Origin of the sequence: Bacillus cereus group sp. MYBK220-1, from assembly GCF_051916445.1 — a bacterium.
In the GTDB taxonomy this organism is placed as follows: domain Bacteria; phylum Bacillota; class Bacilli; order Bacillales; family Bacillaceae_G; genus Bacillus_A; species Bacillus_A cereus.
Genome location: NZ_JBQAGQ010000004.1, coordinates 504,113 through 524,637, shown reverse-complemented (window position 1 = coordinate 524,637; position 20,525 = coordinate 504,113). Strand labels below are relative to the sequence as shown.

The following is a 20,525-nucleotide window of genomic DNA, read 5'->3' as shown; positions in this document are numbered from 1 at the left end:
ATTTTTGAGATTCTGCACCAAACATATATCTTAAACAAGCGTTTGATTAATTCTCCATTTTCTTTCTTAACCTTTGAACTACAGGAGTTTCTTTCTACCGAACATACAGCTTAAACAAACGTTTGATTAATTCTCTATTTTTCTTTGTTAACCCTTGAGTTACATCGGTTTCTTCCTACCGAACATACAGCTTAAACAAACGTTTGATTAAAAAAATAAGAAGCCTCTTTTGTAGGCTCCTTCATTATCTATTTAAATAATCTGCAATTGTTTGAAATACGACGATATACATATTATGAATACTTTCTTCTGTATTTCCACCATTCGATAAACCAACTGCCCATTGTTGTCCTTCACCACTTCCGATATTCGCAAACCCTTGCGTATACATAGCATTTACATCTTTTCGGGCACTGTTATACTCTATCCCTTTTGTAATAAAAATCGAATATGATTTATCTTGTAAACCGATAAAAAACACTGGTTTCTTTAGTGATGAAAATACATTTTTATATTGCTCTGTTGAGGCTTCTTGAAAGTGATCTTTCATTATTAGAAAACCATCTACTTCCTTAGATTTCTTTTCCAGTTCCTCTAACTTCATTTCCTCAAACTTTATATTCCTAAACGTATCTTTCGGTTTTTCTCCAACAACTCCAATTACGAGTGCTCTTCCGTTATATTCTAATTTCTCTCCTTCTTTATCCTTTGCACACCCAGCACCGACTAGGCATATCAATATAAAAAATAAGAAATACGATAAACGCTTCATTTAGCACCCTCCCCTTCTTTTTAGTCAAGTGACAAAAACGTAAGGTTAATTCAAGAAAATGTAAGTAAAATCGATAGCCCAATTCACGTTTCTATATTATAATCAATTGAATTTACTTACATTACTAAACATAGGAGATCAACATGAAGAAATTTAAACTTTCATCTTTTCTTCCGTTAAGTTATATACTTCTACTCGTGCTCGTAAGTCCCCTTTACGACGTATTAAATAAATCGACTGTTCACGCAGTAGACGTTACAACTGTAGTAGATGATTGGATTCCATTTGTAAAAGCATTTATTATTCCTTATTTACTTTGGTTTCCATACTTATACGGCGCACTTATTTATTACTGTTTTGCTGACCGAAAGCAATATTATGTTACTTTAAGTAGTGTTATTTTTGGAAAGCTTGCTTGTTTTTCTATTTATTATTTTTGGCAAACAACTGTACCACGTCCGACTGTCGTTGGAACAGATGTATTTTCTGAACTAGTTCGCTATATTTATAGTATCGACCAGCCAGTAAACTGTTTCCCTAGCATTCACGTTCTTACTACATTTGTAATTATGTTAGCTGCCTTTAAGCGTAGAGAACAGCATGTTTTTGAATATTACATCCTTACTTTCTTCGGTACACTTATTATTTTATCAACGCTATTTACGAAGCAGCATGCCTTTGTAGATGCCGTTTCTGGAATGACGCTTGCAAGCATACTTTACTTCGGCGTTCAGCTCTTATTGGCCAAAGAACCAATAAGAGTTCCAGTAAAACAAAATCATAGAATGTAGCATGACAAAAAAGCAGACTGTGGCTTCAGTCTGCTTTTATCTATTATTAAGAAGATTTTCAATTTAAGATTGCGGTACAGTCATATCACCAGAATGAATACAACCTGCTTTTTTAAGAGCAATGTAAAGTATATAAGAAACAGCTACTGGAATGACGATATAAGTAATTACCATCGCCGGGAGAACTTCCCATCCTTGGCTGGAAATTAAATTAATTGGTGCGATAAGAGAACTTAATCCAAGACCTGCAATTTCCTTTCCTGCTTCCAGTTGGAAAATTAATGCTGATACTGGACCGACTATAGCACTGGCGACGACAGTTGGGACGAGAATCATTGGATTTTTAGTGATATTTGGTAACTGTACTTTCGGAGTACAAAGTGCTTGAGCTAATATGCCACCTAAATTGTTTTCTTTTGCTGAGATGACAGAGAATCCGATAAACTGAGCAACGCATCCAGCAAGAGCAGCACCACCTGCAACACCGTCTAAGCTAAGTGCAATTGCTAACGCAGCTGATGAAGCTGGAGAGATAAGTAATAGTCCCCAAACTACTGCAATGACGATAGAAGCGATGAATGGGCTACCAGCTGAGCTATCTTTAATAAACGCTCCAACTGCATTTAAAACAGGAGTAATATTATGAGATAACCAAATGCCTACTAAACCAGAACCTAATATGGCCGCAAATGGAACGAGCATCATATCTAACGCAGTTTTTCCACTTAAACGTTTACCAATATATACAGCTAAAGTTGCTGTTAATAATGCACCGATTGGCTCACCTGTTTTAATAATTAGACCAGCTTCAGTAATCGAAATGGATCCGGCACCAATCGCTCCGGCTACCATCGCCGAGAAGATTACAAGACCGTTTGCACCGAGCATAAAAGCAATTCCAGCACCAATTGCCGGTGCCATTAGTGATTTTGCAACAACTCCGATTGTAATAAGTAATGGTATATCAACAATTCTTCCTATATTTTCGATCAGTAAACCAATTCCGAGGGATACGAAAATACCTTGTGCGATTCCAGCAGATGCTTTAAATACACGAGACATTATATATTCCTTCATTTGTTTCACCTTCTCCTATAAGTTAGTAACCAATTGTTTTCATATAATCACGTAAAATATCGTTTGATTTTGCGAATCGAGATTCTTCATCCTCTGTTAAATTGAGTTCTACAACTTCTCTTATACCGTCTCTAGTAATAATAGCTGGTACTCCTGTACAAATATCGTATTCACCGTACTCACCATCTAAAATGGCTGATACAGCAATGACACGGTGATCATCGTTAAAGATTGAACTCGCAATATACGCTAGAGAGTTTCCGATTCCGTAATAAGTAGTTCCTTTACGTTTATAAATTTCCCAGCCAGCTTTTGCAGTTTTCTCAACAATTTCATCTAAATCTATTTCACCAAATCGTTCTTTTTGTTCTTCTAAAATTTGCAGAATTGGCTTTCCACCAACAGTTACATGAGACCAAGCAACCATTTGAGAATCACCATGTTCTCCTAATGAATACCCATGAATACTACGAGGATCTACATGTAGCATTTCAGATAAAATTGTTCTTAGGCGAGAAGAATCTAATGATGTTCCTGTACCGATTACGCGATTTCTAGGTAATCCAGATAATTTCCAAACTTGATATGTAATAATATCAACTGGGTTCGATGCAAGTAAGAAAATACCATCAAATCCACTTTCCATTACGCCACCAACAACACTTTCCATAATCTTCGCACTCGCTCCTAAAGTATCTAAGCGACTTTGCCCTGGTTTTGGTGCTGGTCCTGCTGTAATAATGACAATGTCCATATCTTTGCAGTCTTCATAGCTTCCTGCATATACTTTTGTTCTTGTATTTGTAAAGTTAATGCAATGTGATAAATCCATTGCTTCCCCAACTGCACGTTCATGATTTATATCAATTAATAATAGCTCTTCGCAAATCCCTTGATTTACAATGGAATACGCACAACTTGATCCAACTAATCCAGTACCGATAATTGCAATTTTTCTTGTATGTCTTTTCATAGCAATCTCTCCTAAGTGATCATATAATCTATTTCTTTTGTTCTTTACATTCTTAATTATAGAGGTTCCCACGATAGAAACCATGGATACTTTGTGAAATGTTGAACAAAGTTTTTGTCCTTTTTGTGAATTGTCATATTCCATTTTCGTCATATTTGTTACAACTGGAAAAATATTTATTATGTATTTATTGACATATACAAAAAGAAAACGAGCGAATAAATTCGCTCGTTTTCTTTTTCCTGTTATTCCGCACTTAATTGACTTTTTAATTGCTGTACAATCATTGGATTAGCAGGTGCTGCCGGTTTGTAATAACTCTTTTGCTTTGCGTACTCATACATATTACGTTGGCGCGCCTCGTCTTGATTACGAATTTGAATTAACGTTTGATGTAACTGTTCATTATCAGACTGAGCAATATAATTTGCATAGCTTGTTAAACTTGCATTTAATCCTGCTAAATAATCATTTACCATATCTTTTTCATTCATTTTCCGCTTCCTCCTATCCTAGGAAAGTCATTAATTGCTGTTTCGTATTTCGTGCATCTTGCGCATCTTTTTGTAGCATTTGTTTCAGTTGTGGATCTGTACACGTCTGTGCATACTGCTCCAACTTGTTAATAATTGTTGCGTGTCCACCAATTAAATGACGTAAGTTTTCTACTTCAAGCTCTGTTAAGTTTTGCATATAACATACCCGCCTTTCTTTGTTCATTCATCATTAGTATTTGGTTCTTTTTGGATTGTATTCATCAACTTTTCCCACATATAAAAAAAATAAAAGATGAATAGCTAAGCCATTCATCTTTTATACTGGTTATGTATTTATTTTTATAGAGATACAATCATACTTATACTCACAAGTAAGTTCCATATAATGTGTAAAATAATACTAGGTATAATAGATTGCGTCTTTTTGTATAACATAGCAAATACAATCCCCATAATCATTGCCGTAACCGGAAAACCACCATGAAGAATCCCAAAGATGAAGGAAGAAATAATGATACCAACTAGAAAACTATATTTCTTTTCAAAAAATCGATACAAAATACCTCTATATAAAATTTCTTCTTTAATTGGTGTAATTATAGCAACACTTAACACATATATAATACTTTGTAGACTATTTTGAAGTCCTAAGCTCCCTAATTGATCTCGCTGCTGCCCTGCACTTTCAAAGCTAAACAACTCTAACATTACATACTGAGTTAATGCAATGATGATAAAACCTATTAATAAATACAAGTAGGTTTTCCCATTTTTTAAAACAGATACATCCCATATGTTCTTAATAAAATGAAGCACTGGTTTATAAGCAAATAAAACAATAGTAACAACAGCTGCATCAAATAGAAGTAAATAATATCCCTCTAAATTAGCACGTAATACCTCTTCTCCAAAAATTCCAAGGGCTAAAGCAAGGAATAATCCCCCTAAGAGTGAGAACCCTAGAATGCTTGCAATCGTTACAACTAGATTTTTATATGTTATGTTATCTACTTCTCTTTCTGCATTATACGCGTCTAATACTGTTTTTCTCATACTATTCCTCCATTTGTTTTCATTACCTTAACAAAAATCCTTTAATACAAATATATAGATAATATAACAATTTTTTCAAAAAGAATAATATGCAATTTTACATATTATGAAAACTTTATATTTTATAGTTTTAGGAATAGAATTACTATGCAATAATTATTATATGAAATTTCAAAAAACACTTCCTATCCACTATAACCCTCGCATCATATAAAACTTATTAGTTAAAGGAGCAATAAACATGAAAACACATGACTTCCTTACAGAAATCCAGAAGGGCTCTGAGCCTAATCCATATCAAGATCCTATTGCATTTATTTTCGTTTGCCTTTCCGTAGCCATATACACATTTTTCAAACCTGCAAAATAATATCATGTAATGAGAAAAAGCCTACCGCTCTTTTCAAATCATATGCACTAAAAAACCTTAGAATCACTTCTAAGGTTTTTGTTTGCCTCGCTTCTTATTCACGTAATCCTTTAATAAACGTTTCCAATAATACATGTAAACTTATATCCAGATCTAACGGCAAACCAAATCCGCCTTGCTGTTCAATCGAAGCAAATCCATGACAAATACTTCTGAATCCGCGTGTCGCATGAAGTGCATTCTCTCCTTCTAAGCCATACTGTTGTAAAACCTGAAGACAAAGCTTTACAATTCCGTCACCTGCTTTTCTTACTTCTTCATCTCGTAAAAAAGTTGCTTCATATAGTCCAGGATGTTTTCGGACAAATGCTACATACGCTTCTCCTAAAGCATGAATTGCTTCATCCATCCGTTTATCCTCGGCAGCTTCTTCCAGTCTGTTATGCAGCTTTTTGATTCCGTAAATGCCAAGATTTTTCCGTACATCTTGTAACCCTTTTACATGATTATATAGTGAGGGCGAACGTACCCCTAACGTTTGCGCTAATGAAGCTAACGTTACTTCTTGTACTCCATTTGCATCTGCAATTTCTGCTGCTGTTTCTACAATTTTTTGTAATGTAAGTCCGATTCTCGGTGACATAAATTAACCCTCTTTCTTACTTTCTATATTCCGCTTCGCTTCTTTAATAGCAAGCTCTATGACAGCCCCTGGATCCTCTATCATTTTTCCGTGCCCTGCTGCAAGCAAGGAAGGCTCATATTCGCTTAGCTTCTGTGCACTTTGTAATGATATTTCTTTGCTCCACGTTGCCATCGCCGGAAACGGAAACCAAAGTTTTATTTGTCCCGAAACGGCCATACCTCCTCTTGTTTGGAATGCATCCCCAACAATAAGAGCTTTATTTCTTACATCAAGAAACGACATGGAGCCCGGCGTATGTCCCGGTGTCATAATCGCAAAAAGCGATCCAACTCGGTCGCCATCTTCCAATAAAACATCAGGTACCGTTTTTAATTTTTTAGGTACACCGCCTTTTATCGGTATATTCGGTTCATCCTTTTGTAACGTCGTATCTCCTTCTAACAGCTTTGCGTCCCGCTTAGAAATATAGACTGGAACATGAGGAAGTACTTCCTTTAATGCGTCTAATGCACCAATGTGATCATCATGCGCATGTGTTAATACAATTTTAGTAATTGGTTTTCCTATTTTCTCAGCCGCCTGTAAAATACCTTTTGCGCTATATGGCAAAGCCGCATCAATTAAAGTTAAACCATCTTCTTCCTCTACAAAGTAACAATTTACAGGAAACGCTCTTGGCAAAAATGACAATTGATATAACGTTTTTTCATGTATCATCCTCATAGTCCCATCTCCCTTTTCATGAAAACTAATACCATTAGTTTTATTATACTAATGGTATTAGTTTTATGTCACTAAAAAGTTCTTTTTTCAAAAAAAAGAACAGTAGCCGTATAAAAGACTACTGTTCTTTAAAGATATTAAACTGTGTAACGCTCATCTTCTAAAATTTTCGCAGCGATTTCACGTTTCTTCGGAATTACGTTAAGTGGTGTGTGGCGAGTTAATTTACGTAATGATGATAACATCATGCGCAGCATGTCGCCGTTTTCAACTGCGATAAGTGTTTCTTTCGCATCTGCTTCGATTTCGTTAAATGCTTCTTGGCAGAATACTTCAGTGTATAACACTTTTTGTTTATTCTTTTCAAGACCAGTTGTTTTGATTGCTTTTTCTGTACGAAGAACAGCTGATTCCATTGCGTATAGATTGCTTACGATGTCAGCGATATTTACCAGAATTTCTTGCTCTTTATCTAATGCTTTACCGTATTTTTGAGCCGCTAATCCAGCTACCATTAAGCCGATTTTCTTCGCATTAGTTACTAAATACTTTTGAAGTGCTAATGGCTCATCGCCTACTTCTTCTGGCATCATCATCATTAACTCTTCTTGTAATTTTTGTGCTTTTTGAAGAAGTGGTAATTCACCTTTCATCGCTTTACGTAAGAACGTACCTGGTACGATTAGGCGGTTAATTTCGTTCGTTCCTTCGAAAATACGGTTAATACGAGAATCACGGTACATTCTTTCAATCTCGTACTCTGCCATAAATCCGTAACCACCGTGAATTTGAACACCTTCATCTACTGTATAGTCTAATACTTCAGAACCGAATACTTTGTTTAAAGAGCACTCGATTGCATATTCAGCGATAGAAGCTGCTACTGCTTTACCATCTTTTACTTCTTCTTCAGATAATGTGCTCATGCGGCTTTCGAATAAACCTACTGTACGATATACAGAGCTTTCAGCTGCATATGTTTTTGCTGCCATATTCGCAAGTTTCTCTTGAATTAATGGGAAGCGAGCGATTGGTTGTTTGAACTGTTGACGTTGGTTTGCATATTGTGCTGAAATTTCTACTGCACGTTTCGCAGATCCAACTGTACCAACACCTAATTTATAACGACCGATATTTAAAATGTTGAATGCGATAATATGACCTTTACCGATTTCACCAAGTAAGTTTTCTTTCGGTACTAACGCATCTTCTAAAATTAACGTACGAGTTGAAGAACATTTAATACCCATTTTCTTTTCTTCTGGGCTTGTAGATACGCCAGCGTAGTCTTTCTCTACGATAAATGCTGAGAAGTGCTCTCCATCGATTTTTGCATATACAATAAATACGTCAGCGAATGCAGAGTTTGTAATCCACTGTTTTTCACCGTTTAATACGTAATGTGTACCTTCTGCATTTAAACGTGCAGTTGTTTTTGCACCTAATGCGTCAGATCCTGAACCTGGCTCTGTTAATGCGTATGCAGCTAATTTTTCACCAGTTGCAAGTAATGGTAAATACTTTTTCTTTTGCTCTTCGTTACCGAATAATACGATTGGTAAAGATCCGATACCTACGTGAGCACCGTGAGTAATTGCAAAGCCACCAGCGCGAGAGAATTTCTCTGCGATTAACGCTGAGCTTACTTTATCAAGACCAATTCCGCCGTACTCTTCTGGAACGTCAGCGCCTAATAAACCAAGTTCCCCAGCTTCTTTTAAAAGACGAACTGAACGATCAAACTCATGTTGCTCTAAATATTCAAGCTCTGGAAGAACTTCATTTACAATAAAGTCCTCTGTCGTTTTTGCAATCATTTTATGCTCAGATGAGAAATCTTCTGGCGTAAACACTTGATCAATCGTAATCTCATCTACTAAAAAGCTACCGCCTTTAACCGCATTTCCTACTGTTTTTTCCATGAAAATTTCCTCCTTCATATTTTCATGAGCCGCTTCTCTCTTTTTGAAAGAAGCTGGCTCTCCCTTTTTTTATAAACCTTTGTTGCTTCCATTCTTTGCTTTAGCGTCGTCTCGTTCTGAGCGAACCGCTTCCACTTTTTTTATAATCCAGTTCCAGTGGCTAAAACAGTCGGTCGTTTCACCCCTTCCTGTGAGGCAAAAAGCGCCTCTTCGTCAGGGCTTCCAACGCCCTCCTGTTCTAAACGAGCCACCTGCACTTTTTATCTAATCCAGTTCCAGCGGCTAGAATGTTCGGTGGCTTCGCTTCTTCCTGCGAGGCAAAGAACGCCTCTACGTCTGAAGCTCCATCCCCCTCTCATTCTGAGCGAGCCGCTTCCACTTTTTTTAAAGTAATTCAAATACTCCCGCTGCTCCCATTCCGCCGCCGATACACATTGTTACGATACCGAATTGTTCGTTGCGGCGTTTCATTTCGTGAATAAGAGATAGTGTTAGTTTTGCTCCTGTACAGCCAAGTGGATGTCCAAGTGCGATTGCACCACCGTTTACGTTTACTTTTTCTTCATCTAAACCAAGTTCACGAATAACTTGAATTGATTGAGAAGCGAATGCTTCATTTAGTTCAAATAAGCCAATATCAGATAGCTCTAAGCCAGCTAGTTTTAGCGCTTTTGGAATTGCAGCGATTGGGCCGATTCCCATTACTTCTGGTGGTACGCCAGCTACTGCAAATGAACGGAATTTCGCAAGTGGCTTCATGCCATCGCTCACTGCTTTTTCGCGATCCATTAATAGTACAGATGCTGCACCGTCACTCATTTGTGAAGAGTTACCAGCTGTTACAGAACCGCGAACGTTAAATGCTGGACGTAATTTCCCTAAAATGTCTAGCGTCGTCTCTGCTCTTACACCTTCGTCTTGTGCGAAAGTGATTGTTTCTTCTTGCAGTTTATTGTTTGATCCAACCGAGCGGAACGTCACATCTACAGGTACTGTTTCATCAGCAAAGTTTCCTGCAGCTAATGCTTTCGCAGCACGTTGATGACTTCTTACTGCAAATGCATCTTGCTCTTCACGAGAAATTCCATATTTCACAGCAACTTGCTCTGCTGTATGTCCCATACCCATATAATATTCTGGAGCCGCTTCTACAAGGCGACTATTCGGACGAACAACGTGTCCCATCATTGGAACTAAACTCATTGATTCTGCTCCGCCTGATAATACAGCTTCAGAGTGACCAAGCATAATACGCTCTGCTCCGTAAGCGATACTTTGTAAACCTGAAGAACAGTAACGGTTAATCGTAATAGCTGGAACATCGTAAGAAAGTCCTGCTAATCCGCCGATATTACGAGCCATATTTAAACCTTGCTCTGCTTCTGGCATCGCACAACCGAAAATTAAATCATCGATTGGTCCTTCATAATTCGCACGCTTTAACGTTTCCTTTACTACTAACGCCCCTAGATCGTCAGGACGAACTGTTTTTAATGAACCCCTCTTTGCCTTTCCAATTGGTGTTCTTGCTCCCGCAACAATGACAGCTTCTCTCATGAACGATATCTCCCCTCGTTATTAGTTACGTAATGGCTTTCCTTTTACAAGCATGTGCTGCATTCTTGCTTGTGATTTCATCTCACTTACTAAGCTAATAAATGCTTCACGTTCTACATCTAATAAATATTGCTCATCAACTTCTGTTCCGTACGGTACTTTTCCGCCCGCAATGACATATGCAAGTTTCTTAGCAATGTGAAGATCGTACTCTGAAATGTAACCAGATAAATGCATTGCTTCCGCACCAAGTGCAAGAGTTGCATATCCTGTTTCCCCAACAACTGGTATCTTTTTGCGGATTGGCGCTTTGTAACCAGCTTCATATAAAGCAAGTGCTTTCTGTTTCGCATCGTATAGTAAGTGATCACCATTCACACTAATACCATCTTTATCACCTAAGAAGTTATGAGAAACTGCTTCTTGTCCTGAAGTTGAAACTTTCGCCATTGCGACTGTTTCGAACACTTTATTTGCAACTTTTTGCAGATCAAACTCTACACCGTTTGCCATTTTGTTTAAGTGTTTAATGTATAGCTCTTTATTACCGCCTCCGCCAGGGATTAAGCCAACACCAACTTCTACTAAGCCCATATACGTTTCACTAGAAGCTTGAATGCTCGCTGCTGGTAAGCAAACTTCTGTACCTCCGCCAAGCGTCATACCATATGGTGCTGCTACAACTGGCTTAGAAGAGTACTTAATTTTCGTCATTGCATCTTGGAAGTTTTTCACAACCCACTCAATTTCAAAGTAGTTGTCGTCTTGTGCTTCCATTAAGATCATTGCTAGGTTCGCACCAACGCAGAAGTTCTTCGATTGGTTACCGATAACAAGACCTTTATAATTCTTTTCTACTTCATCAACAGCGTAGTTAATCATTTGCGTAATATCCATACCGATTGCATTGCTCTTCGAATGGAACTCTAAGCAAAGGATGCCGTCGCCTAAATCAATTAAGCTCGCTCCGCTATTTTTCTTTAATACACCATTTTTCGCTTTTAATTGCTTAAGAGAAATTGCTTTTTTATTACGCTCAATTAGCTTATATTCGCCATTATCGTAATAGTAGCTATCGCCGTTATCATGTTTATAGAAAGTAGTGAAACCTTTCTCTAACATTTCTTTCACCCAAGTAGGAACAACTACGCCGTTTTCTTCCATCTTTTGAACAGATTTTTCAACGCCGATTGCATCCCACACTTCAAATGGTCCTTGCTCCCAGCCGAAGCCCCACTTCATCGCTTGATCAATTGCAACGATATCGTCAGCAATTTCTTTATGAAGTTTTGCAGAGTATAAAAGAGTTGGTGTAATGATGTTCCATAATAACTCTCCTGCACGGTCTTTCGCGTATACAAGCGCTTTCAATTTATTCGCTAATCCTTTTTCTTGTTTACTTAACTCTACGGATGCAGCTTTTAATTTTTTACGCGCTTCGTATTCCATCGTTTCAGGATTTAATTCTAAAATTTCTTTTCCTTGTTTTAAGAAGAAGCCTTGACCCGTTTTACTTCCAAGCCATTTTTTCTCAAGCATGTCATGCATGAAAGCTGGTACTTTAAATACATCACGCTCTTCTTCTTGCACATTTTCATATACGTTATTTGCAACGTGTACGAATGTATCTAAACCGACAACATCTAATGTGCGGAACGTTGCGCTCTTCGGACGACCAATAAGTGGGCCTGTTACAGAATCAACTTCCCCAATGCTATAGCCGCGTTTTACCATCTCTTGAAGAGTAACAAGTAAACCGTACGTACCGATGCGGTTTCCAATAAAGTTTGGTGTATCTTTTGCGATAACAACGCCTTTTCCAAGAACGTCTTCGCCAAATAGTTTCATGAAGCTTAATACTTGTGGATCTGTTTCTTTCGTCGGTATTACCTCTAGAAGTTTTAAATATCGTGGTGGGTTAAAAAAGTGTGTGCCTAAGAAGTGTTTCTGGAAGTCGTCTGAACGACCTTCTGCCATTTTTTCAACTGAAATACCTGACGTATTCGAGCTTACGATAGAACCCGGTTTACGAACCGCATCTACTTTTTCAAATAGTTTCTTTTTAATATCTAAGTTTTCAACTACTACTTCAATAATCCAATCTACATCAGCTAGACGCTCAAGGTCATCTTCTAAGTTACCTGCTTCAATCAGTGCTAAATTTCCTTTCACTGTCAGAGGAGCTGGTTTTTGCTTTAATAGTTTTTGCACAGCCGTATTACTAAAACGATTTCTCACACTTTTATGTTCTAATGTAAGTCCCTTCGCTTCTTCTTCTTTCGTAAGCGCAGGTGGTACAATATCAAGCAATAATGTCGGAATACCAATATTAGCTAAGTGTGCCGCAATTCCCGAACCCATTACGCCTGAACCTAGAACAGCAGCCTTTTTAATTTGGAACATCCAATTCTCCCCCTATTCTTGAATGAATGCTCATTCAATTTTTCGACATAAGTCGCAATCAATGAGTGAGCCTCTACTAATAAATATATGATACTGTTTAAATTTTCGCAATATATTTATTGATAAAATTTTCTGAAATAAATATTTTTCTTTTATTTGCCCATGCTATATATGTATTTTCTTCACTAAAATACACTTTCCCTTTTTATAATCTGACGAAACTGGAGGAATATATATGGCAAAACTTAAGAAGAACCCTTCAAAGGCTGGAATTAGTGCAGCTAGTGTAACTGGAAACGCAGGTCCGCATAACCACGGCGTGGAAAAAGGACGTCAAGGTAATAACCAACAATATAAAAAGCATAATATGGGCGAAAAATAACGCTATATTTTTGGGCAGAGAACGTGGCATAATGATTAATGGCTGCTTTTTCTGCCCAATTTATTTGTAACAAATGAGGGAATTATAATGAAACGAACAATAGTTATGATTGTAATGATTGCCACACTATTTACAGGGATGATTTTCTTCTCTTATGCACAAAGGCAACAAGCTGTAAGAGCTGATCAACCTAATATTACTGGGCAATATGGAGTTACAATCGATGCAGACACAGGTGAAGTTTTGTATGGAAAACGCGAAGACGAACGCTCTTATCCGGCTAGTATAGCCAAAATGATGACAACCCTTCTTTTACTAGAGAATGTAAAAGAGGATGAAGAAATTACAGTTACAGAAAACGCAATTAAAACAGAAAGTCAAAGTAAGAAAATTAAACTTCGTGCTGGAGAAAAATTAAAGCGTGATGAGGCATTAAAACTTATGCTTATCATTAGTGCAGATCCAATAGCTGAATCAATCGCAGAACATATTGCAGGATCAAAAAATGAATTTGTAAAAATGATGAATGCTAGAGCGAAGGAACTCGGTACAAAGCATGCGACTTTCAAGAACGCAAGTGGTGCTGATGCACTTGGAAATAAAGTATCGCCATATGACATTGCTATTATTACGAAAGAAGCATTAAAGTATCCAGTTGTTTTAGAATATATGAATTCAACACGTACAACTCTACATACTTCAGAACGCTCTCCAAACATCGCAAACTACGGACGAGAAGAACTATATGACGATCCATATGCGATTGGAAGTAAAAGCGGTCTATCAGCACTCGGAAAATATACAGTCGTAACAGTGGATGAAAAAGACGGTAAACGCGTCATTAACGTCGTATTATCTTCTACTCGCGCGCAACTATATCCTGATACGAAAAAAATGGCACATTACGCATTTCAGCAATTAAAATAACCAAGGAGTATTTTCTCCTTGGTTATTTTTTAACCATACCTTTTAATACGAACGCAACGTTTGCTGGACGCTCTGCTAGACGACGCATGAAATATCCATACCAGTCGTTTCCATAAGGTACGTAAACACGCATTTTGTAGCCTTCTTTTACTAGCTCAAGTTGACGCTCATTACGAATACCATATAACATTTGGAATTCAAATTGATCCCTTGGAATATTATGTTCTTCAGCAAGTTTTTTTGTATATTCAATAATCGCTTCGTCATGTGAAGCAATTGCAGTATAATTTCCATTTAATAAGTGCATTTTAATAATCTTTTTATAATTGTCATCTACATCTTTCTTGTCCGGGAACGCCACTTCTTCAGGTTCTTTATAAGCTCCTTTTACAAGACGTAAATTAGGTTTATAAGCATTTAAATCCTCAATATCTTTTTCTGTACGATATAGGTAAGCTTGAATAACAGTACCAATATTATCGTACTCAGATTTTAACTGTTTAAAGATATCAATTGTCTTTCCGCAGCGTGTATAATCTTCCATATCAATTGTAACGAACACACCATTTTCTTTTGCAGCTTCTAAAATACGGCGCATATTGTTCATTACGATTTCATCAGAGATATCTAATCCCATGGAAGTCATCTTTAAAGAAAGCTGCGAATCAAGACCTTCTCTTCCAATTGCACGGATCGCTTCAATCGATTGGTTAGCCATTTCATTTGCTTCCGCTTCATTATCAACGAATTCACCTAAATAATCGATTGTTACACAAAGACCTTGCTTATTTAATTGTTGAATGGCAGCTGTCGCTAATTCAATCGTCTCCCCTGCGACGAAGCGACCTGCACCAAAGCGTAAACCGTACTTTTTAGCCAGTTTTGTTAGCGCTTTATTTTTAGATAAGAAAAGAAACGAATTTCGCATTAATTGTTCCATGTAATTCACCCCTATGACTGTAATTTATCTGTTTTTTACCCCTCTTCAAAATTATATCATTGTTTAAAATTATTGGATACAAATAATTATTTAGATAATTTATAAAATACTATAAAAACATTTAAAAACCTATATTTCTGCTTATAAATATACCTGAAATATTTTTCGACATTTAGAAAAATGGAGTTTAATAGGCATAAAATAGGCATGTCGAAAATATTCGACATGCCTATAAAATCCTTTATATTCTATGTAAATTATATAAGGATATTAATACAGAAAACTTGCGATTATATTTACCTCAAGTTTTTTTATTGCTCATTTCGCTTCTCTTCATTCAGCCTTTTAATATCTGTAATTAACTGTACCATCTCTTCTTTCGCATCTGGATAAGTTTCATTCCAATGCTTTACTAAAGCTGGCATCGTCTTAGCTATGTAAGAATACAGTGCCCACTTCTGTACCTGTTCTTTTCTCTCTTCATTGCTCTCTCCAAGTAATAATTCCGTGTATTTCTCTAACAACCCGTCAAATTGTTCATTAAACTTTTCACTCATCTTATTTACCTCCTATATGAAAAAAGCAGCGAAGATCGCTGCTTTTTCTTATAATTTTGATCGAACAGAGTTTATTTTTTTCTCCATTGTGCTTACTTTATCACGACGATCATCAATACGAATAGTTGTTGCAACACGCTGTGCACCTTTCGTATATGGAACTTCATGCATTTGTTGTATTACTTCTAGAATGACAGGAAGATCTCCTTCAATAATTGTATTCATCGGTGTTAATTGATACTTCACGCGATCCGCATTTTTCTCTAGCACCTTTTGTACTTCTGCTACATATTCACTAACACTTGGATTACCTGTTCCTACTGGAATAATCGATACATCAACAATTGCCATAGTAGTCTTCCTCCTATAATCGTTTCTTATATATCCATTGTCTATTTTACCGAAATCCTCATCATTTTACTAATATGTTACTCTTCCACTTTAAACTGCTCGACTAATCTTTCTAAATCTCTCATATGTTCTGTCAAACTTTCCATCGTGTGAGCTACCTTTTCTAAATGATTCACCTGTGATTCCGTTGCAGCATGTACCTCTTCAGAAACAGCTGCACTTTCTTGACTCGTACCAGCAATTGTATGCATTACCGCTGTAATTTCCCCTTGCTCATAACCTATGTTATGTACCTCTTCTACAATTTTTTCAACTGAAGTACTAATCGTATTTACAACTGACATAATTGTACGGAACTCCATTTCCGCCTCTGTCGTCACTTTATTTTGCACATCTGCAATGTCTTTCAATTTACTTACAACTTCTACAACCCTTTTTACTTCTAATTGTACATCACCAATCATCATTGTGATTTCTCCGGTTGCCTCTTTTGATTGTTCCGCTAATTTCCGAACCTCTTCAGCAACAACCGCAAATCCCTTACCTTGCTCACCTGCACGGGCAGCTTCAATCGATGCATTTAAAGCAAGTAAATTTGTTTGATCCGAAATACCTTTTATAAGCTCAACAACATTTTGAATCGATCCAACTCTTTGTTCTAACTTATCCGATGCTTCTTCTGTATGAACAACAATCGAAGATGATTGTCCCCTCGTACGGATTAAATTCCTCATTGTATTTAATCCTTGCTTAGATGCCTCTTCCGCTTTGCCAGCCACTCCTTTTATTTCACCAACGGAGCTATTCATTTGTTCTACTGACTCCGCCATATTCTCGAGCTGAGCTGAAACTTCATCCACACTATTCGCAAGAGTAGAAGCTCCTCCGCTCACATCATCCATCGCTCCTGAAACTTCTCTACTAGCCGCTACTGTTTCGTTCGTTAAATAATGTAAACTATTCGTTGATTGTTGCACCGTTGATACACTGTTTTTAATTTTACTTACCATTTCATTCATTTGTTCAACCATATCATTAAAGTGCTTAGTCAACTCTCCAACTTCATCTTTACTTGTCACTTTCATTCGCAGCGTTAAATCGCCTTCTGCTACTTTTTGCACGTGATTCTTTAATAGTTGCAGTGGTCTTGCTAATCTTCTTGAGAACAAGTAGGAAGCTACGATTCCAACTAATAAACTAATACATGCCATTATAATAACTGTATTTCTCGTACTATTTAATAGCCCATCGATCGTTTCTTTCGGATAAAAGATTCCTATCGTCCATTTCATCGTGTCAAATGATTGACTATAAACAACTACATCTTCACCTTTTATTGTAGTGACCGCATATTTTGTTACCTCTTTATTTAAGCTCTGTATAAGTGGCTCTTTAGAAACATCTTTCCCTATCTTTTCTGGATAAACAAGAGCCATATTTTTATCATTTATAATAAACATTTCTCCGTCATTATTGTATTGAATATTGTGAAGCAACTTCTGAATCGTACCAAGCGATACATCCATCGCAACAACGCCTAATACAGACCCATCTTGAGCTGTAATTGCTTTAGAAACACCTACACTTAACTTTCCTGTTGCAATTTCATAAGAAGGTTGTCCCCAATGGACCTTTTTTACATCAGCCTCTGAATCTTTATACCATGGTCTTGTCGTTGGGTCATATCCTTCTGGCACTTGCCCACCTTCAGCAAGATTGGCACTTAATGTTTTTTTATCTTTCGTACCAATATATAAATCTAAAATACCAGGATGATTCTTTTTATACTCCGCAAACTCTTTCGTTAAAAACGCTTCCTCTTCTGGAGTAACCCCACCTTGAAGTATATTACGAATCATCTCACTGTTCGCGTAATACCCCATATCTTCATCCGTTCTTTGAACAAATGTCGTAAGTTGCTCTGTCACAAGATCCATCGCATTTTGAGAATACTCGTCTAAGGAACGCACTTCCTTTTCTTTCTGTAATTGATACACAGCTGTACCCAATATTACGAACATCATAGAAATAAGTACTGAAAACACTACCGCAATTTTTAAACGTAAACTTCTTAACATCTTCCCCCCAGCATCCCCTTCGTATTAAATTAAAAAACTTATTAATCATTATATTAAGTATAATAGATAAAATTAAAAAATTGAAATTAATTCTCACCTTAATACAATTAGAAAACGGACTACCACTTGTGCAAAAACAAATAGTTCATTATCCTTAAAATATAATCTCATTCGTTCGGAGGGAACTATGTTACAAAAATTCGGTTTCTCACAATATGAAAGCCAGGCTTATGAAGTTGTCGTATCAAGCAATGAACCATTAGATGCTACAACGATTGTGAAGCATTCAGGTGTTCCAAAAGCAAAAATATATGAAGTGCTAGCACGCCTAATCGATAAAGGAATGGTAATGGATTCTGTTTCAGAAAAGAAAAAATTGTATACAGCATTACCACTAAAGCTAGCAATTGAAAAATTAACGACAGAATTCCAATCAAATATTAAAGAACTGGAAACAAATATATCAAAAAAATCATTTACAGATGACCGTGTGTGGAGCTTAAAGATGCAATCTTCTATTCGAGTTCAAAGTAAAGAACTCATTGAAAGTGCACAAGAATCAATCCGTATTTCAGCTTGGAATGATACTCTTTTAGAATATCTTCCTTTACTAGAACAAAAAGCAAAACAAGGTGTTCAAATTGAGTCCCTTATTGTTGGAGAAGTAGAAACAGACTTAGAAAACATGCATTTTCTAATCCCAGCTGAAGAACCTAATGCATTAGAGCGCTACTTGCTACTCATCGTTGACGATCGTGAAATTTTATTTGCTGGCGTAGAACAAGAGTCATGGCAAGCGATGAAAACAATGTCACAACCTTTCGTAAAGTTCTTTACAGAATTTTTCTATCACGACGTTGCACTTGCAAAGATTACCCAGAAGCACCACGATCTCTTTATGGAAGATGAGGAAATTAAGAGTTTGTTGATGAAATTGAGGTACTAATTAAATAATAAAAAGGAGTCTAGTTTTTCACTTAGACTCCTTTTTATTTTGTTCCTTTATCTCCATCAACAGCTCAATGATTTTCTCATTTTGCTCTACCTGTTTCTCTGAATTTTGATAGATGAAACGAATCCATCTAAAAACAATGATAACTACAAATAACGGCAATACTGTGAATATAAAACCAATAATTGAATAATCCATATACTATCACCTCGCTATATACCCTTTTCTCCATTTACCTACTAAAACCTGCAATTTTTTACAAATAAAAAAAGAACCTATCAAACGATAGATTCTTCTTTCACGAACTGAGTAGAGCGTCCTCTCGTAATTGAGAAAATCGCGCAAAGCAGTGCTAATATAATAAAGCCACCGCCTACCCAAGCATTATATATAACAGATGATTTTTCAATAACAACTCCGCCTACTGTTGAACCGAGTGCAATTCCTAAATGAAGCGCAGAGTTATTTAAACCTTGCTGAATACCAGCTGATTCCGGTGCAATTTCAATTAAATAATTTTGCTGTGCTGGTGAAATCGCCCAGCTCAGCATACTCCAAAGTCCCATCATAATGATGAAGAGCGGGAATGAGAATGTCATTATTGGCAGTATGAAGATTGCACATGCAAATACGATAATAATCGAGATAATACTTTTCTTCGATCCCCATTTATCAGCAAGCCAGCCACCGAATCCGCCGCCGATTACTGCTGCGATTCCGAAAATAAAGTAAAACACACTAATCCAGTTTGCTTCAACATGCATGACATCTTTTAAAAACGGTGTTAAATATGCATACAATGTTAAATGCCCCGTTAAAAACAAAAATGATGTTAACTGTGCACTTACAATTTTTTTATCTTTTAAAGTAGCAAGTTGTTCTTTTATTGATAATACCGATGTCGGTGGTACTTTCGTTAAGAACAATGAAATACAAGCTATTGCCATAACTGTTAATACAGAAATTAATACAAATGGTGCACGCCATCCGTATGCATTTCCGAGCACAAGACCGAGCGGTACTCCAAGTACGAGTGATCCGCTAATTCCCATGAAAATGATTCCAATTGCACGCGCACGAAAATGCGGTTCTACAACACTAGAAGCAAGTGTTACCGATAGTGCAATAATTAATGAACCACTCGCCGCACAAATAACCCTTGAGAACATTAGCATTCCGTAATTCACACTAAATGCGGAAATAATATTTCCGCTTAAGAAAATCGATAATGCTCCAACATACAATGTTTTTCTTTCAAACTTCCCTGTCACAGCTAATAAAACTGGACCTGACAAAGCAAATACTACCGAAAATATTGTTATAAGCTGACCAGCTGCGCTAATAGATACTCCTAAATCATTGGCAACTAAATCGAGCGTTCCTCCTATAATTAACTCAACCGTTCCGACTACGAAAGCCGCGATAGCTAAAATATAAACACGAAAATTCAAGTCTTTCCCCACGCTTTCTATTTTGGTTACTACTACTATAGTAACCAAAATAGAAAGTGGACGCAAGTATAATTTTTTACAGTAAAAAAGGTAGGCGTATTAT

Annotated in this window: 22 protein-coding genes; 5 read left to right on the top strand and 17 right to left on the bottom strand. The window is 36.8% G+C overall.

Translation table 11 applies throughout. The features are described 5' to 3' along the window. Positions 1-244: 244 nt before the first annotated feature. A complete protein-coding gene (locus ACTFRU_RS20065) occupies positions 245-772 on the bottom strand; it encodes a hypothetical protein (protein WP_000826874.1) in 528 nt (175 codons plus the stop codon). A gap of 143 nt (positions 773-915) precedes the next feature. Between ACTFRU_RS20065 and ACTFRU_RS20060 the strand changes: the two genes are divergently transcribed. Further along, positions 916-1,563: a phosphatase PAP2 family protein gene (locus tag ACTFRU_RS20060; protein WP_000713775.1), complete on the top strand. Its 648-nt coding sequence runs from the start codon at positions 916-918 to the stop codon at positions 1,561-1,563. Between the two features lie 63 nt (positions 1,564-1,626). Here the strand turns inward: ACTFRU_RS20060 and ACTFRU_RS20055 are convergent, their stop codons facing one another. From ACTFRU_RS20055 to ACTFRU_RS20035, 5 genes are all read right to left on the bottom strand, one after another. After that, entirely contained in the window at positions 1,627-2,640 is a 1,014-nt protein-coding gene (locus ACTFRU_RS20055) for a PTS transporter subunit IIC (protein WP_166694936.1), read from the bottom strand. A gap of 22 nt (positions 2,641-2,662) precedes the next feature. After that, the gene (locus ACTFRU_RS20050) at positions 2,663-3,613 is read right to left on the bottom strand and encodes an L-lactate dehydrogenase (protein WP_000820660.1); all 951 of its coding nucleotides are present in this window, start codon (positions 3,611-3,613) and stop codon (positions 2,663-2,665) included. 245 nt (positions 3,614-3,858) lie between these two features. Then, complete coding sequence (locus ACTFRU_RS20045) at positions 3,859-4,107, bottom strand: spore coat protein (protein ID WP_001002981.1); 249 nt, start codon at positions 4,105-4,107, stop codon at positions 3,859-3,861. A 13-nt stretch (positions 4,108-4,120) separates the two neighbouring features. Further along, positions 4,121-4,306 carry a hypothetical protein gene (locus ACTFRU_RS20040; protein WP_001180555.1) on the bottom strand — a complete coding sequence of 62 codons (186 nt, stop codon included), beginning with the start codon at positions 4,304-4,306 and terminating at the stop codon, positions 4,121-4,123. A gap of 143 nt (positions 4,307-4,449) precedes the next feature. Continuing rightward, positions 4,450-5,163, bottom strand: a complete 714-nt coding sequence (locus tag ACTFRU_RS20035) for a CPBP family intramembrane glutamic endopeptidase (protein WP_001232992.1) — start codon at positions 5,161-5,163, stop codon at positions 4,450-4,452. A gap of 241 nt (positions 5,164-5,404) precedes the next feature. Here ACTFRU_RS20035 and ACTFRU_RS20030 point away from each other — a divergent pair, with 241 nt between their 5' ends. Continuing rightward, positions 5,405-5,533, top strand: a complete 129-nt coding sequence (locus ACTFRU_RS20030) for a hypothetical protein (RefSeq protein WP_000848029.1) — start codon at positions 5,405-5,407, stop codon at positions 5,531-5,533. Positions 5,534-5,627: 94 nt separating this feature from the next. Here the strand turns inward: ACTFRU_RS20030 and ACTFRU_RS20025 are convergent, their stop codons facing one another. The 5 genes from ACTFRU_RS20025 to ACTFRU_RS20005 all read right to left on the bottom strand — a co-directional run bounded on the left by ACTFRU_RS20025 (position 5,628) and on the right by ACTFRU_RS20005 (position 12,784). Beyond that, complete coding sequence (locus ACTFRU_RS20025) at positions 5,628-6,176, bottom strand: TetR/AcrR family transcriptional regulator (protein WP_000074925.1); 549 nt, start codon at positions 6,174-6,176, stop codon at positions 5,628-5,630. Between the two features lie 3 nt (positions 6,177-6,179). Further along, positions 6,180-6,902, bottom strand: a complete 723-nt coding sequence (locus ACTFRU_RS20020) for an MBL fold metallo-hydrolase (RefSeq protein WP_322360259.1) — start codon at positions 6,900-6,902, stop codon at positions 6,180-6,182. A 137-nt stretch (positions 6,903-7,039) separates the two neighbouring features. Next, positions 7,040-8,824: an acyl-CoA dehydrogenase family protein gene (locus ACTFRU_RS20015; protein ID WP_000416282.1), complete on the bottom strand. Its 1,785-nt coding sequence runs from the start codon at positions 8,822-8,824 to the stop codon at positions 7,040-7,042. A 384-nt stretch (positions 8,825-9,208) separates the two neighbouring features. Continuing rightward, positions 9,209-10,381 carry an acetyl-CoA C-acetyltransferase gene (locus ACTFRU_RS20010; protein ID WP_440037784.1) on the bottom strand — a complete coding sequence of 391 codons (1,173 nt, stop codon included), beginning with the start codon at positions 10,379-10,381 and terminating at the stop codon, positions 9,209-9,211. 21 nt (positions 10,382-10,402) lie between these two features. Further along, positions 10,403-12,784, bottom strand: coding sequence for a 3-hydroxyacyl-CoA dehydrogenase/enoyl-CoA hydratase family protein (locus tag ACTFRU_RS20005; RefSeq protein WP_000486378.1), 2,382 nt, complete (start codon positions 12,782-12,784; stop codon positions 10,403-10,405). 235 nt (positions 12,785-13,019) lie between these two features. Between ACTFRU_RS20005 and ACTFRU_RS20000 the strand changes: the two genes are divergently transcribed. After that, positions 13,020-13,166 carry a YuzL family protein gene (locus ACTFRU_RS20000; protein ID WP_001096344.1) on the top strand — a complete coding sequence of 49 codons (147 nt, stop codon included), beginning with the start codon at positions 13,020-13,022 and terminating at the stop codon, positions 13,164-13,166. Between the two features lie 87 nt (positions 13,167-13,253). Further along, on the top strand, positions 13,254-14,093 hold the full coding sequence (locus ACTFRU_RS19995; protein ID WP_000831462.1) for a D-alanyl-D-alanine carboxypeptidase family protein: 840 nt from the start codon (positions 13,254-13,256) through the stop codon (positions 14,091-14,093). Between the two features lie 22 nt (positions 14,094-14,115). Here ACTFRU_RS19995 and ACTFRU_RS19990 read toward each other — a convergent pair whose 3' ends face one another. From ACTFRU_RS19990 to ACTFRU_RS19975, 4 genes are all read right to left on the bottom strand, one after another. Beyond that, positions 14,116-15,033, bottom strand: coding sequence for a proline dehydrogenase family protein (locus ACTFRU_RS19990; protein WP_000436783.1), 918 nt, complete (start codon positions 15,031-15,033; stop codon positions 14,116-14,118). 311 nt (positions 15,034-15,344) lie between these two features. After that, on the bottom strand, positions 15,345-15,590 hold the full coding sequence (locus ACTFRU_RS19985; protein WP_001290594.1) for a YusU family protein: 246 nt from the start codon (positions 15,588-15,590) through the stop codon (positions 15,345-15,347). Between the two features lie 48 nt (positions 15,591-15,638). Beyond that, positions 15,639-15,941 carry an MTH1187 family thiamine-binding protein gene (locus tag ACTFRU_RS19980; RefSeq protein WP_440037783.1) on the bottom strand — a complete coding sequence of 101 codons (303 nt, stop codon included), beginning with the start codon at positions 15,939-15,941 and terminating at the stop codon, positions 15,639-15,641. A 77-nt stretch (positions 15,942-16,018) separates the two neighbouring features. Further along, positions 16,019-18,019 carry a methyl-accepting chemotaxis protein gene (locus ACTFRU_RS19975; protein ID WP_016123708.1) on the bottom strand — a complete coding sequence of 667 codons (2,001 nt, stop codon included), beginning with the start codon at positions 18,017-18,019 and terminating at the stop codon, positions 16,019-16,021. A 187-nt stretch (positions 18,020-18,206) separates the two neighbouring features. Here ACTFRU_RS19975 and ACTFRU_RS19970 point away from each other — a divergent pair, with 187 nt between their 5' ends. Then, on the top strand, positions 18,207-18,965 hold the full coding sequence (locus tag ACTFRU_RS19970) for a TrmB family transcriptional regulator (RefSeq protein ID WP_000939481.1): 759 nt from the start codon (positions 18,207-18,209) through the stop codon (positions 18,963-18,965). A gap of 27 nt (positions 18,966-18,992) precedes the next feature. Here the strand turns inward: ACTFRU_RS19970 and ACTFRU_RS19965 are convergent, their stop codons facing one another. Together ACTFRU_RS19965 and ACTFRU_RS19960 are read right to left on the bottom strand one after the other, a co-directional pair. After that, positions 18,993-19,169 carry a hypothetical protein gene (locus ACTFRU_RS19965; RefSeq protein ID WP_000386584.1) on the bottom strand — a complete coding sequence of 59 codons (177 nt, stop codon included), beginning with the start codon at positions 19,167-19,169 and terminating at the stop codon, positions 18,993-18,995. 80 nt (positions 19,170-19,249) lie between these two features. After that, entirely contained in the window at positions 19,250-20,434 is a 1,185-nt protein-coding gene (locus ACTFRU_RS19960; RefSeq protein WP_141547938.1) for an MFS transporter, read from the bottom strand. Between the last annotated feature and the right edge of the window lie 91 nt (positions 20,435-20,525).